This is a genomic window from Rhodococcus sp. IEGM 1379 (assembly GCF_030056815.1).
Taxonomy (GTDB): Bacteria; Actinomycetota; Actinomycetes; order Mycobacteriales; family Mycobacteriaceae; genus Rhodococcus_F.
This window is the reverse complement of record NZ_JASHKR010000028.1, coordinates 46,947-59,534: the sequence shown is the minus strand read 5'-3', so window position 1 is coordinate 59,534 and position 12,588 is coordinate 46,947. Positions and strand designations below refer to the sequence as shown.

14 protein-coding genes and 3 pseudogenes are annotated in these 12,588 nt (G+C 60.5%); 6 read left to right on the top strand and 11 right to left on the bottom strand.

The window, feature by feature from the left end; all coding sequences use genetic code 11:
* Together QM600_RS16800 and QM600_RS16795 are read right to left on the bottom strand one after the other, a co-directional pair.
* Positions 1–205: hypothetical protein (locus tag QM600_RS16800; RefSeq protein WP_283262628.1), on the bottom strand; the 205-nt coding region annotated here is incomplete at its 3' end.
* 847 nt (positions 206–1,052) lie between these two features.
* Positions 1,053–1,364, bottom strand: coding sequence for a recombinase family protein (locus QM600_RS16795; protein WP_283262627.1), 312 nt, complete (start codon positions 1,362–1,364; stop codon positions 1,053–1,055).
* Between the two features lie 29 nt (positions 1,365–1,393).
* On the opposite strand from QM600_RS16795, the gene QM600_RS29920 reads away from it, so the two are divergent.
* Both QM600_RS29920 and QM600_RS16790 read left to right on the top strand, forming a co-directional pair.
* Positions 1,394–1,519 carry an ANTAR domain-containing protein gene (locus tag QM600_RS29920; protein WP_502943006.1) on the top strand — a complete coding sequence of 42 codons (126 nt, stop codon included), beginning with the start codon at positions 1,394–1,396 and terminating at the stop codon, positions 1,517–1,519.
* 27 nt (positions 1,520–1,546) lie between these two features.
* Positions 1,547–2,003: pseudogene (locus QM600_RS16790) on the top strand (bile acid:sodium symporter); the annotation flags it as partial.
* Here QM600_RS16790 and QM600_RS16785 read toward each other — a convergent pair.
* The 7 genes from QM600_RS16785 to QM600_RS16755 form a co-directional block, all read right to left on the bottom strand.
* Positions 1,990–2,754, bottom strand: coding sequence for an enoyl-CoA hydratase/isomerase family protein (locus QM600_RS16785; RefSeq protein ID WP_283262626.1), 765 nt, complete (start codon positions 2,752–2,754; stop codon positions 1,990–1,992). The pseudogene QM600_RS16790 and the gene QM600_RS16785 overlap by 14 nt on opposite strands.
* A 4-nt stretch (positions 2,755–2,758) precedes the next feature.
* Positions 2,759–3,421, bottom strand: coding sequence for a TetR/AcrR family transcriptional regulator (locus tag QM600_RS16780; protein WP_283262625.1), 663 nt, complete (start codon positions 3,419–3,421; stop codon positions 2,759–2,761).
* A gap of 65 nt (positions 3,422–3,486) precedes the next feature.
* Positions 3,487–4,635, bottom strand: a complete 1,149-nt coding sequence (locus QM600_RS16775) for an acyl-CoA dehydrogenase family protein (RefSeq protein WP_283262624.1) — start codon at positions 4,633–4,635, stop codon at positions 3,487–3,489.
* Between the two features lie 13 nt (positions 4,636–4,648).
* Positions 4,649–5,839, bottom strand: a complete 1,191-nt coding sequence (locus tag QM600_RS16770) for an acyl-CoA dehydrogenase family protein (protein WP_283262623.1) — start codon at positions 5,837–5,839, stop codon at positions 4,649–4,651.
* Positions 5,836–7,512, bottom strand: a complete 1,677-nt coding sequence (locus QM600_RS16765; protein WP_283262622.1) for a class I adenylate-forming enzyme family protein — start codon at positions 7,510–7,512, stop codon at positions 5,836–5,838. The genes QM600_RS16770 and QM600_RS16765 overlap by 4 nt, the downstream gene beginning before the upstream one ends.
* 28 nt (positions 7,513–7,540) lie before the next feature.
* Positions 7,541–8,275: an SDR family NAD(P)-dependent oxidoreductase gene (locus QM600_RS16760; RefSeq protein ID WP_283262621.1), complete on the bottom strand. Its 735-nt coding sequence runs from the start codon at positions 8,273–8,275 to the stop codon at positions 7,541–7,543.
* Between the two features lie 54 nt (positions 8,276–8,329).
* A complete protein-coding gene (locus QM600_RS16755) occupies positions 8,330–9,124 on the bottom strand; it encodes an enoyl-CoA hydratase-related protein (RefSeq protein WP_283262620.1) in 795 nt (264 codons plus the stop codon).
* A 347-nt stretch (positions 9,125–9,471) separates the two neighbouring features.
* On the opposite strand from QM600_RS16755, the gene QM600_RS16750 reads away from it, so the two are divergent.
* The 3 genes from QM600_RS16750 to QM600_RS16740 all read left to right on the top strand — a co-directional run bounded on the left by QM600_RS16750 (position 9,472) and on the right by QM600_RS16740 (position 10,424).
* A complete protein-coding gene (locus QM600_RS16750; RefSeq protein WP_283262619.1) occupies positions 9,472–9,648 on the top strand; it encodes a hypothetical protein in 177 nt (58 codons plus the stop codon).
* A gap of 108 nt (positions 9,649–9,756) precedes the next feature.
* Positions 9,757–10,020: a TetR family transcriptional regulator gene (locus QM600_RS16745; protein WP_283262618.1), complete on the top strand. Its 264-nt coding sequence runs from the start codon at positions 9,757–9,759 to the stop codon at positions 10,018–10,020.
* 119 nt (positions 10,021–10,139) lie between these two features.
* Positions 10,140–10,424, top strand: coding sequence for a hypothetical protein (locus QM600_RS16740; protein WP_283262617.1), 285 nt, complete (start codon positions 10,140–10,142; stop codon positions 10,422–10,424).
* A 366-nt stretch (positions 10,425–10,790) separates the two neighbouring features.
* On the opposite strand, the pseudogene QM600_RS16735 reads toward QM600_RS16740, so the two are convergent.
* Positions 10,791–10,973, bottom strand: a pseudogene (locus tag QM600_RS16735) (cupin domain-containing protein); the annotation flags it as partial.
* Between the two features lie 292 nt (positions 10,974–11,265).
* Between QM600_RS16735 and QM600_RS16730 the strand changes: the two are divergent.
* Positions 11,266–11,979, top strand: a pseudogene (locus tag QM600_RS16730) (IS256 family transposase); the annotation flags it as partial.
* A gap of 18 nt (positions 11,980–11,997) precedes the next feature.
* Here the strand turns inward: QM600_RS16730 and QM600_RS16725 are convergent.
* The coding region (locus QM600_RS16725) for a YncE family protein (protein ID WP_283262616.1) at positions 11,998–12,588 on the bottom strand (591 nt) is incomplete at its 5' end.

Here is a 12,588-nt window from a genome sequence, read left to right as displayed (position 1 = left end):
GCACGGTGTGAAAGTCGTAACCGTCTGAAGGCTCGTCGAGTTGATTCCACTCGAACTCGACTTCCTGACCTTCAACCAAAGCCGGGAACCCGTGGACCACTACGGATGTCCATGAAGTCCAGCTACCGCTCGGGGTGTCTGCGGAGTCGATCACGCCCTGCATACCCCCCACGTCCCAACTGCGGACCACTCCTCGGCTCGTCATGACCTCAGTATGTCCAAGACCACTGGTCGCACCATGGTCGTATTGCTGAACCGTCATAGGATTCGTTGTTCCAGGTGGTTGATTCTGGCCTCGATTGGTCAGCGCAAAGTACGAACCGACGAGGACAACCGCGACAGCTGCTACAGCGACACCTTTTTGACGATTCACAATCTCAACCTCCAACTTGGTGTTCCGTAAACAAAGAAGAGATCTCCTCCGATGACTCGATCGTATGCATAGAGCAAAATCCTGACCCCGACCGCCGCGGAACCCCCTTTTGCATAGTTATGTGCTACTTCGGGTCGTCTCTCATTCGTCCGTTCCTGAGACACGCAAAGCTGAGACACCACCGCGTGACCGGAGAAGCAAATTCAGATCGCCAGCCGAGGATCACCCGGCGGTAGAAAGTAGTTCCGGAGCGAAATCGACTGCAACAGTCGTCGAATCGTAATGTGTCTCAGAAACGTGTCTCACCATTTTTAGCGTCTACTTGAGTGTGTCTGACGTTTCTGAGACAGCCTTCGCTGGTGGCTCCCGGAATTTTTTGGCGCGCTTTTCCGCGGACGCTATTCGGTACGGAGTGCTCGACAAATTCAGTCAGCTGTAGACGTGACGGATCGAGATCAGACTGTCGGGAGCATTCCGGTTTTCCGTTCCGTGCGCGCCAACTCGATGTTCGAATACAGTGCTGAACGCTTCAAACTTGTATTTCTGCAAAGTTTTTCGATTTTGAACTGCCCGGTCTCGTACGTTTGCAGTAGATACGCACGCCCTTCCGGCGTCAGCTTGTGCTGACGGCCCTTCATCTTGCCGGCCGCCGCAACAGCATCCCGCGTCCGACTCCGGATCAAGTCTGACTCCGGATCAAGTCTGACTCGAACTCAGCCATTAACCCGACAACGCCGATGAACATCTTGCCCATCGGATCGGTCGGGTCGTAAATCTTCCCGTCGATCGACAACGCCACACCCTTGTCCGCCAGTCGCCCCACAGTCTCGTGAAGGTCCTTCGCGGACCGGGAGAGTCGATCGAGTTTGGTCATGCAGAAGACGTCGCCTTCGCGGGCAGCGTTGATCGCATTGTCGAGTCCGGGTCGCCGGGTCTGCCGGCCACTGATTCCGTGATCGATATAGACCCGGTCTCGGTCGGGTGCTGTCATCCCGGTAGGAGCGGGGCCTTGTCAAGGGCATCGTCATCGCGATTCACGGTGTCGACGCCGACGCTGCGTTCCGTATGTTCACGGATACCTCGCAGCGCACGAACCAGAAGGTGCGTGACGTTGCCGAGGAACTCATCGCCAGCATCTGCGACTGAAGGTGTCCGGTATCGGTTCAAATGCGTGTCGCACAGTTGCTGGTGCCGTTCATCGTCGGCCAATTGATCCGTCCGCTGGTGATCGGCTGGCTACAGAAGCACGCGGAGCCCACCAAGTTCGTCGACCGCGGATCCATCCTTCTTGTTGTCTTCGCCGCGTTCAGCGAGATCATTAAAGACGGAATCTGGGGCACCATCACGAGCTGGCAGATCCTGATACTGGTGGTGGTGTGCTGCCGTATTGGGGGCAACCACCCTTGCCGGAAGGAAACTCGGCTTCGATCTTCCCGATCAGATCGTCATCATCTTCTGCGGATTCAAGAAATCGTTGGCAACCGGTCTACCGATGGCTGCCGTGCGCATTGCTGGCCAGCCGGTGGGTCTGATCGTGTTGCCGCTGATTATCTTTCATCAAATCCAACTGATCGTGTATGCCACGCTGGCACAACGCTTCGCGAACCGAGATCCGGTCAGCGTGACGTAGACGCAGACCGTGCGATGAAACCCTCCAGAAGCCTTGTGGTCTCGGGGGTTTCGATGAGTCGACTGATTTCGTCGAGTTCATGTACGTAACCGCCGTCACCGTGTGCCGCGGCAATGCATCGTTTGGCCGCGCCGTAGGCCAGGGGAGGAAGCTTCCCGAGTCGTTCGGCCAAGGCTAGGGCTTCGGCATCGACATCCCCGTCGGTGGCCCAGTGCACGATACCCAGTCGTTCGGCCTCGCGGCCGCTCACCAGTTCAGCGCCCAAGATGATCCGGTAGGCCACCGAAAGTCCCGCGATTCGGGTGAGCCGTTGCGTTCCCCCGGCCCCCGGTAGCAGCCCGATTCCTACTTCAGGAAGGCCGAGCTTGATTCCGGAGCCGGCTACCCGGAAATCACACGCCAGCGCCAATTCCAGGCCTCCGCCCGTGGCCGCGCCGGCGAGAGCTGCCACAGACGGCGTATGCATCGACTCGACAAGTGCATACGCGTCTTGCAATGCAGCCGTGAATCTGCGCAGCCGATCGCCGCGGTCCGGAGTTCCGCTCCAGGAATCCATCATTGCGATATCCGCTCCACCGCAAAAGATCCGCTGATCGCTGCGGATCAACACGACACCAATATCGGAATCCGCGTCGAGGTCCGTTACGGCGGCCACGAGTGCCGCCGTCTGCGTCTCGTCGAATGCGTTGGCGGGCGGGCGGTCCAGGGTGATGGTGCCTACTCGGCCTGTGCGTTGGATGCGTACTGTCACGTGGTCACCTCAGAAGTTGGGAATACTTGCTGCGCTGGTCCTCACACACAACCGTGTTCAGCACGAAGCGGGTCTGCAGCCGGATGTATTCGTCGAGTGTGTAAATGGCGCCGAAATGCCAGTGTTTGAGCGCCCACCCATGGGCGAGCAGCATGATGTCGAAAACCATCAGGTCGACATCGATCTCGTTCATCGAACCCGCCGCGATGCCCGCTTCGAGTGCGTCGCGCATCGGTGCTGCGGTTTCCACCTCGAGTTCCTTGATTCGTGCGCGGCCAGCACTGTCAAGAGTCCGGCTCTCCCGGTAGGTGAGCACTGTTCCGTCAAGATTCTCGTCGACAACCTCGATGTACCGTCGCATACCCGCAGCTAGTCGTTCGACCGGATCGTCCCCAACCGTATCCATCGCCGGTTGAAGCTGATCCCGGAACGCGTCGAGGATAGTCATGATGGTGGCCAGCAGGATGTCCTCCTTGCCGCCGAAGTATTTATAGATGAGGCCGACGCTGACGTCGGCCTCATCAGCCAATGCCTGCATGGACATCTGGTGGAATCCGGTACGTTCCATGACCTTGACCGCAGCGCGGAGGACCTGGCGACGACGCGAGTCGGTACGGAGAGCTCGTACAGCCTCGTCCATCGACAGGCCGCTGGAATCGATAGTCATTGTGGTGCTCCTCGGTGCAGCCGGATCATGTCAGTTCAGGTCAACGATATCGAGCCGGTCCATGTTCAGATACCGAGATCCTTTGCGACGATCGTCTTCATGATCTCGGTGGTACCGCCGTAGATCGTCTGGATGCGGGCATCGACGAACGCGCGGGACACTGCGTACTCTCGCATGTACCCGTAGCCACCGTGCAGTTGCAGGCACCTGTCCGCCACACGCACCTGCAGTTCCGTTGTCCACCACTTCAATCGCGCCGCGCGCGCTGCAGTCAGTTCACCGGCAACGTGTTCTGCGATGCAGTCATCGACGAACGTACGGGCAATGTCGAGTTCGGTTGCGAGTTCGGCGAGTACGAACTGTGTGTTCTGAAAACTCGCCACAGCCTTGCCGAACGCCTTGCGCGCTTTGACGTACTCGAGAGTCTGCGCGAATACACCCTCCGCCGCGGCGACGGCCCCGACGGACAACGACAGCCGCTCCTGGGGCAGGTTGTGCACGAGTTGATAGAAGCCCTGACCCTCTTCGCCGAGGCGATTCGCAACCGGCACTCGCATGTCCGTGAACGTCAGCTCGCTGGTGTCTTGCGCGTGCAGTCCGATCTTGTCGAGATTGCGGCCCCGGCTGAAGCCAACGGTATCGGAATTGACGACGAGAAGTGAGAGGCCCTTGTGTTTGTCGTCGGATGTACGGACAGCGACGACGAACAAGTTTCCGTTCTGGCCGTTCGATATGAAGGTCTTGCTGCCGTTGACGACGTAGTCGTCACCGTCGCGCACAGCCGAGGTGCGTATGCCCGTCAGATCGCTACCGGTACCGGGTTCGGTCATCGCGATACCGAGAACAGTTTCACCGGTGACCGTTCCAGGTAACCAGCGAGCATTCTGCTCGTCCGTGGCCATGTCGGTCAGGTACGGCAGCACGACGTCGTTCTGCAGTGAGAAGGCGATGCCCGCGGCAGCATTGCCGGCCCGGTTGACTTCTTCGATGACGATCGCGTGATAACGGAAGTCCTCGACACCCGGCCCACCGAATTTCTCGGGGACCGGGAAGCCGAGCAGACCGAGTTTACCGGCCTCGGTGAACAATGACCGGTCGAGACAACCCGCTCGTTCCCAATCCTCGTTGAACGGAGTGATCTTGTCTCGAACGAAATCTCTTACAACATAACGGAATTGGAGGTGTTCAGAATCGTAGGTCAATCGTGCAGTCATGGGTTCACTCCTGTCAGCGGAAGGCGTTCTCGCCGGTGAAGGCCTGGCCTAGCACCAGCTGGTGCATCTCTGGGGTGCCCTCGTAGGTGAGCACCGATTCGAGATTGACCATGTGTCGAATGATGGGGAATTCCAACGAGATTCCATTTCCGCCGAGGATGGTCCGGGCCGTGCGGCAGATGGCGATTGCTTCACGGGTGTTGTTCAGCTTGCCGAAGCTGACCTGTTCGGGTCGTAGTCCGACAGTGTCTTTGAGCCGGCCGAGATGCAGCGAGAGCAATTGTCCCTTGTGGAGTTCGACGGCCATGTCGGTGAGTTTTGCTTGTGTGAGCTGGAAACCGCCGATCGGGCGTCCGAACTGGGTGCGTTGCTTGGAGTACTCGAGTGCTGTCTCCCACGCCGAGCGGGCAGCGCCCATCGCACCCCAGATGATTCCGTATCGCGCTTCGGACAGGCTCGACAATGGCCCCTTGACTCCCTTGGCGTCGGGCAGCATCGAGTCCTGCGGCAGTCGCACGTTGTCCAGGACCAATTCGCTCGTGACGGAAGCACGCAGCGAGAGCTTGTGTTTGATGGTGTGGGCACTGAAACCCGGGGTGTCGGTCGGGACGATGAACCCGCGGACACCCTCGTCGGTATTAGCCCAGATGACCGCGACGTCGGCGATCGATCCGTTGGTGATCCACATCTTGCGGCCGTTGAGGATCCAGTCGGAGCCGTCTTTGCGGGCACGGGTCTTCATCGCCGCCGGGTCCGAACCGACGTCGGGTTCGGTCAGGCCGAAGCACCCGATGAGTTCGCCGGCAGCCATACCCGGGAGCCAGCGCTGCTTCTGCTCCTCGGAACCGTTGTTCCAGATCGAGAACATCGCGAGTGAACCCTGCACCGACACCAGTGACCGGATGCCGGAGTCGGCGGCCTCGAGTTCGAGGCAGGCAAGTCCGTAGTGAACGGCCGAGGAGCCGCCGCAGCCGTAGCCCTCCAGGTGCATGCCGAGGATGCCGAGTTTGCCGAATTCCTTTGCCAAGTCCCGCACACCGGGCAACTCGCCGGCCTCGAACCAGTCTGCAACGTACGGCGTGACATGCTCGGCACAGAAGCTGCGGACGGTGTCGCGGACCGCGATCTCGTCATCGGAGTAGGACGCGTCGAGACCGAGTGGGTCGAGTGGATCGAATGCGGGCAGGGTTCGGGTTGCGCTCATGGGGTGGTCCTCGATTCGGTAACGGTGGGGCGGATGAACTTGCCGTCCGCCAGTTCTTCGGCCGCACTGAGAGTGGCCTTGTAGTGGACTTTCTTGCCGGTGGCCGACACCGGCAAGGAGTCTACGAATCTGTAGGCCCGTGGTCTCTTGAACGTCGACAGCAACGGGTGCGCTCGACAGTGTTTCTCGAGATCGTCTGCCGTGAGCGACGGGTCATCGGCGACGACGTAGGCCACGACGACTCGTCCCCACTTTTCGTCGGGAACACCGACGACAAGCGAGTCCAGCACCAGCTCATGCTGATTGAGTGCTTCCTCCACCTGTACAGGGTGCACGTTCTCGCCCCCGGAAATCAGCATGTCGTCCTTGCGTCCGACGATCGTGACGAACTCCTCGCGGTCCCAGGTGGCGAGATCGCCGATATGCAACCAGCCGTTGTTGTACTTCGACTTCTCTTGATCAGGTGAATCATGATATGCCAAAGCACATTTCGGTGATCGGATAATCACCTCGCCTACGTCCTGACCATCACGCTCGACGGTTTCGTGCGGTAGCGCAAGCCGATCTTCGAACAACGCGACCACCCGAACGTCGTCGTCGGTACAGGCCCGACCGGCGCTGCCGGCCCGATCCGGCAGGTCCGACGGGCGAAGAAAAGTGTTCCAGAAGCCCTCGGTACTGCCGTAGCCGTTGAAGATACGCGGGTTGAGCATCTGCTGGTAGTGCAGCGCGGCTTCCTTCTCGAGCGGCGCACCCATGGTGACGATGCCCCGTAGCGAGGAAAGATCGCGGGCGCGTTCTTGCTGCGCAGTAGCCAACATCGCCAAGTTGGTGGGAGCGCCGATCAGGAAGGTCAGCCCGAACTGTTCCACGAGGTCGAGGGTGACATCTGCGTCGAACGTGCGCAGCGGCACTACCTCCGCGCCGACGTAGAAGGAGGGGTTTGGGCCGCCTGAATACAGTCCGCCGCGGTGGAACCACGGCGTCATGTTCAGAGTTTTGTCCTCCGGTGTGAGAGGAAAATGCATGATCACGTCGTGTGCACTGAAGATTTCGATCATGCTGTTGAGCGGCACGCCCTTGGGCATCCCGGTGGTGCCCGAAGTGTAGAGACGCGTGGTCTCGTCCCATATCGTCCGCTTCGAGACCGGCAGTGCCGCAGTATCTGCCGCCAGCTCCGAGTACCGAATCACTACGGCTCCGGGGACCGATACGGGTTCACCGTCACCGACCGCGATGATCAACGACGGCCTATGCGACACACGATCGAGCGCCTGCTGCACCATCGGGGTCAGCTCGGTGTCGTAGACGAACACCTTCGGGGCGCTGGTCTCGAGAATGAACACCGTCTCACCCGATGCCAGTCGAAAGTTCATCGGGGAGCCCACTGCGCCCGCCGCCTGTGTGGCGAGGTAGAGCTCGGCGAATTCGATGCCGTTGAACAGTTGGTACGCAACCACATCTCCGGGTTGCACGCCCGCACCGATCAACCCCGTGGCCAGTAGATCCACCCGCGTCCCGAGTTGCGCGTAGGTCACTCGCTCTCCGGTGAGCGGCGAACTCAAGGCGATGCGATCGCAATAGCGGTGCGTATTTCGACGGAATCCGTTGAGATATGTGAAGTCGTTCTCGAAATACTCCCGGTATGCCCGGGCGTCGTATGCATCAGTCATGATCGTTGCCTCCTTCGGTCGGTCGGACTCAGCCGGCCATGGTGAGGCCACCACTGACGCTGATCACCTGGCCCGTGATGAACGATGCGGACTCGGACGCGAAGAACAGCACCGGTGCGGCAACTTCTTCCGGACGGGCCAGCCGTCGAAACGGAATGGCCTTCGCCAGAGCCTCTTTGAGCTTCTCTGGCTGCGCCTGGAATAACGGGGTATCGGTGGGTCCGGGACAAACGCAGTTGATATTGATCTGGTAGCGGGCCATCTCGCGGGCCAAGGACTTCGTCAACGCAATGACACCACCCTTCGCGCCGGCGTAGATGGATTCACCGGCACTGCCGACGCGGCCGGCGTCGCTCGCCAGATTGATTACCCGGCCACCATTACCGGCCTCGATAATGCCCGGTAGGAAGGAACTGGCGATGTGCACCGGACCGAGATAATTGATTGCCACAACCTTCTCGGCGAATTCTGTTGTCGCGTTGAGAAATTGGTCGGTGCGGTCCCAGCCGGCAGCATTGACGATAATGTTGGGGACCCCGACTTCCGCGTGTGTTCGATCGCGAAGCGCATCCACCTGGACACGGTCCGCGATGTCCACCGGCAATGCCGTGATCAGTTCGGGGTATTCCTTGGCCGTGGTTTCGGCGGCCAGCAGATCGAGATCGGCGGCAACCACCTGATCACCCTGCGCCGCGAAGGCGAGCGCGATTGCCCTGCCGATTCCTGAACCGGCACCGGTTACCAGTGCGATGTTGTTGTTCATGATGTTTGTCCTTGGGCTTGTGAGTGGACTGTCGTCCCTGGGAACTAGTGCAGTTCAGGCCTTGACGAACTTGCCGAAATCGGCAGGACGCTTCTCGGCAAACGCTTTTGCGCCCTCGAGGCCTTCTTCGGACTTGGTGAACAAATCGAGGGCAGACATGGCCAGATTGCTCAGCCCCGCTTGATGGTCGGTGTCTGCATTGAATGACTGCTTGAGGAAGCGCAGCGCCGTGGGACTTTTCTCGGCGATCTCGGCGGCGATCGCTTTCGCTTCGTCGAGCAGTCGATCGGCGGGCACGACCCAATTGACCAGACCCCAGCGTTCGGCTGTGGCGGCGTCGTACTGGCGGCACAGGAACCAGATCTCGCGGGCTCGCTTCTCGCCGACAACCCTGGCCAAGTATGCCGAGCCGAAGCCGGCATCGAATGAACCGACTCTCGGGCCGGCCTGTCCGAACTTCGCAGTCTCGGACGCGATGGTCAGGTCACACAGCACATGCAGAACATGTCCTCCGCCGACTGCGATGCCGTTGACCGCAGCGATCACAGGCTTGGGAACATCACGAATCAGCTTGTGCAAGTTGCCGATTTCGAACATCCCGCTCTCGGTGGGACCGTAGTCGCCGGTCTCGGCACGCTGCTTGACGTCGCCGCCCGTGCAGAACGCCTTCTCTCCCGCGCCGGTCAGGATGATCGCCGAGACCGCACTGTCCGCCCAAGCTGCACGGAACGCCTTGATGAGCTCCTCAACCGTCTTTCCACGGAACGCGTTGTAGCGATGTGGCCGGTTGATCGTGATGATCGCGGCAGATCCGTCGATCGCGTAGTCGATGTCTTCGAAGTCAGTCATGGGGGACTCCCTTGTCGAGGCGGTTCTTGCCGATTCGAGTTGCACTGTGGCTTTTTCACCACCGTTTGAGGATGTGCTCATTACAAATGAATATTCATTCACTGGAAATGAAGCTACATTCATTTACGGTTTCGTGTCAAGGGTCACAACAAACGGGATTCTCAGGGGAGGTCAAGACGGCCGATGTCTACGTAACGTGCCAGCAGCTCGCCGATCGGTAAACCGTTCGATTGAAGAATGGTCAGGCAATCACCTTGAGTGGCTGGGAGATGCCGGCGTCACACTCACTGATTCGACGCTGTCCCTCGGCTCAGCCAGGTGCACAGTGCTCCTCATGAGCGATAGCTTTGCACTGGGAAGCGATCGCCCAGAACTCGACGCCTCCCGTCGTCACCTCGACCTCATGGCGCCGCTACGAAAGATTCGATACCGCCGCCCGCGCAGCAGGATTCGATAGCCCACCCCTCTTCGATATGTGGGCAGCCGAGACCTTCCACGATGAAGAACTTGCATCAGTGAGCTGAGGGCAACGGGGGAGAGGCTACGCGGCTCATTGCACCACGCACATGAAAGAGACCTGGCAGTGCAGGAACGCCGCCAGAGCAATCGACCACAGATTGGAGTCTCAGACTATGGACAATTCTATCGACACCGCCGTATCAGCCAGCGCGGGAACCGGGACGAGAACCAGTGGACGTCCCCTGCAAAAACGAGCACAGATAACCCATGACACCATCGTCGAGGCCGCAGCCTCACAGTTCAACACCCTCAGCTACGCCGCCGCCGTGAACGGCATCGTCGAGCTGGCCAGCAGCACCAAAGGCTCGGTGTACTTCCACTTCTCGTCCAAAAAGGCACTGGCGCATCGCCTTGTGCAGGTCTGGGGGAAGTCCTGACCGACACGATTACGCGCATTCCCACCACCGACGAGCGCCCACATCAGCAGGTCGCTGCCATCTACCGAGAACTTGCCTACCGAGTCGCACAGGACCACCAGGTGCGAGCAGGGCTGCTCATGAGTCTCGAGCCGGCAGTCGACAAGTCTGCGCAGGTCTACACCGCATGGACGAGTGCCGTCAGCGTCATCGTCGAGCGCGCTGTTCGCTCAGGGGATTTGGGAGCCGCAGCCGCACCACCGCGGCTCGGGGAAAGCCTGTGCGCCGGGTTTGTCGGTGCCGTGCACGTCGCCAGTAGTCTGGGGGAACCCGAGTCGATCAGCCGACGTGTCGAGGACCTTCTGATGCTCTGGTTCGGTAGCGACTCGACGACGGTTCGCCCGACGCCGGCGGTAGCCCGATGAATCAGTCCGCGCAACAGGCCCGTTCGAGGCCCGCGTCCTTCACCGAAATCATCCACCGGGCATTGTTTTCCGATTTTCAGGAACCACCCACCGGGCTAATCGAAACCACAACGGCGCGGTAGTCCGCTCCGACCAGGGTGTGGTTTTGGGTGCTCTTTGGCGGTGTTCTGTTGCCGCTCGGTGTCGCTGGTTACCGATGACGAGGATGCTTGAGGTCGAGGGTGTGGTTGAGGCGTTTCCAGTGTCGGTCGAGGACGAAGCGGAGTTCGTTGTTACCCAGGGAGCGGTATTGATGGGCGAACCCGACCCAGGGCAGGCGCGCCAGCCCGTAAAGTCAGCGGCATCTGGCCCTCGACGTAGTCGTCACTACTCTGACCGGGAACGAAGATGTGCGCGCTCACCTTGCTGGCCGAAGAGAATGATCAGCTCAGCAGATGCGTCATCTGCGGTAGAAAACCAGTGCGGGACATGGGTATCGAATTCGGCTGCTTCGCCGGGGCTGAGGACTAGATCTTGGTCTCCGAGAACAAGTCGTACCCGCCCGTTTACCGCTTACGGTAGCGCCACACCCACCGACAGGCATAGGCGGAGAATCGGGAATTCTCGCCAGTAGTGTCAACTGCTGCTGTTCTGCTCAACTGCGAGATGCCTTGCCGCCGGGACGGTTAGCGTCAGAACGAGTACGAAGACGGCGATGACTACTGCGAAGGTGAGAGGCGTGGTGGTGACCCAGTGCCCATGCGCTACCGCTTCCGGGCGTGTCAGTCGAGAGTTCTGCGTCGTAAATTGCAGCAGATACCGTGGGAGCCGGAGGCCTATGGGCCTCCGGTCACCCGACCCAGGCGGATCCGTCTCGAAAGAGACCATCTCGTGGATCACCGACAAGGTACTCGAGGAGATGCAGGAGTGGTCCGCCCGACCGCTCGACGAGGTGTACGCAGCGATTTTCATCGATGCGATCGTCGTCAAAGTTCGAGACGGTCAGGTCGCGAACCGGCCGATTTATGCCGCGATCGGCGTCAGTCTCGACGGCAGCCGGGACGTGCTCGGATTGTGGGCCGGAACGGGCGGCGAGGGCGCCAAATTTTCCGATGTCGGTCTTGACGGACATTCGTAATCGGGGCACCCGGGATGTGTTTTTCCTGGTCTGCGACGGGCTCAAGGGATTGCCGGAGGTGGTCGAGCACGTGTGGCCGGCCACCACGGCCGCGACCTGCGTCGTGCATGTGATCGACAAACACGTTCCGGCTGTCATCTCGTAAGGACTGGGATGCGCTCAAACACGATCTCAAGCCGACCTTTCGCGGCACCGACCGAGGCGGCAGCGCGGGCCGAATTCGACGAGTTGGCCGAGCATTGGGGCAAGACGTATCCGGCGATCAGCCGATTGTGGACCAATGCCTGGCAGGAATTCATACCGTTCCTCGATTACGACATCGAGATACGGCGAGTCCTGTGCTCCACCAACGCGATTGAGTCCCTCAATGCCCGGTGTCGGAGGCTGAGGGGAAGGTTCTTGTCACTTACGCGGTCGCCCACCCCAATAGGTCGGGGTGGGCGGTGCTGCTGGAGGTCAGGAGGTCCAGGTCATCGAGTCCAGGCTGCCGAGTGATCCGGTGACTGGTGGGGTGGTGTCGGTGATCTCGAGGACCACCGGCAGTACGGCGTCAGTGCCGATGCCGTTGGAGGCGGTGAGGGTGAACTCGAATTGCCCGACGGTGGTGGGGGTTCCGGAGAGCACCCCGTCGTTGGTGAGGTTCAGGCCGGCGGGTAGGTCGCCGGTGGTGACGGTCACGGTGGGTGCGGGTTGGCCGGTGACGGTGAAGGCGTGGCGGTAGGGCTGGTCGAGGGCTCCGGCGGCGGGGGTTCCGGTGAGGGTGGGTGCTTGATCGATCGCGATCACCGACACGGTGCCGCTGTCGTAGTTGGCCACGTAGGCGCGGGTCCCGTCGGGGGTGATCGCCATCCCGTACGGACTCTGGCCGACCGGGATGGTTCCGGTGACTGTGTTGGTGGCGGTCTCGATCACCGACACCGAGGCGCTGCCGAGGTTGGTGACGTAGGCGTGGGACCCGTCGGGGGTGATCGCCACGCCGTACGGATTCGCGCCCGGGATGGTTCCGGTGGCTGTGTTGGTGGCGGTCTCGATCACCGACACCGAGGC

What these genes read in the sequence shown, in the direction of transcription:
- QM600_RS16745 (WP_283262618.1), top strand. Translation starts at nt 9,757, where the DNA reads ATGGACAATTCTATCGACACCGCCGTATCAGCCAGCGCGGGAACCGGG.
- QM600_RS16795 (WP_283262627.1), bottom strand. Translation starts at nt 1,364, where the DNA reads ATGACAGCACCCGACCGAGACCGGGTCTATATCGATCACGGAATCAGT.
- QM600_RS16765 (WP_283262622.1), bottom strand. Translation starts at nt 7,512, where the DNA reads ATGACTGATGCATACGACGCCCGGGCATACCGGGAGTATTTCGAGAAC.
- QM600_RS16780 (WP_283262625.1), bottom strand. Translation starts at nt 3,421, where the DNA reads ATGACTATCGATTCCAGCGGCCTGTCGATGGACGAGGCTGTACGAGCT.
- QM600_RS16760 (WP_283262621.1), bottom strand. Translation starts at nt 8,275, where the DNA reads ATGAACAACAACATCGCACTGGTAACCGGTGCCGGTTCAGGAATCGGC.
- QM600_RS16755 (WP_283262620.1), bottom strand. Translation starts at nt 9,124, where the DNA reads ATGACTGACTTCGAAGACATCGACTACGCGATCGACGGATCTGCCGCG.
- QM600_RS16775 (WP_283262624.1), bottom strand. Translation starts at nt 4,635, where the DNA reads ATGACTGCACGATTGACCTACGATTCTGAACACCTCCAATTCCGTTAT.
- QM600_RS16770 (WP_283262623.1), bottom strand. Translation starts at nt 5,839, where the DNA reads ATGAGCGCAACCCGAACCCTGCCCGCATTCGATCCACTCGACCCACTC.
- QM600_RS16740 (WP_283262617.1), top strand. Translation starts at nt 10,140, where the DNA reads ATGAGTCTCGAGCCGGCAGTCGACAAGTCTGCGCAGGTCTACACCGCA.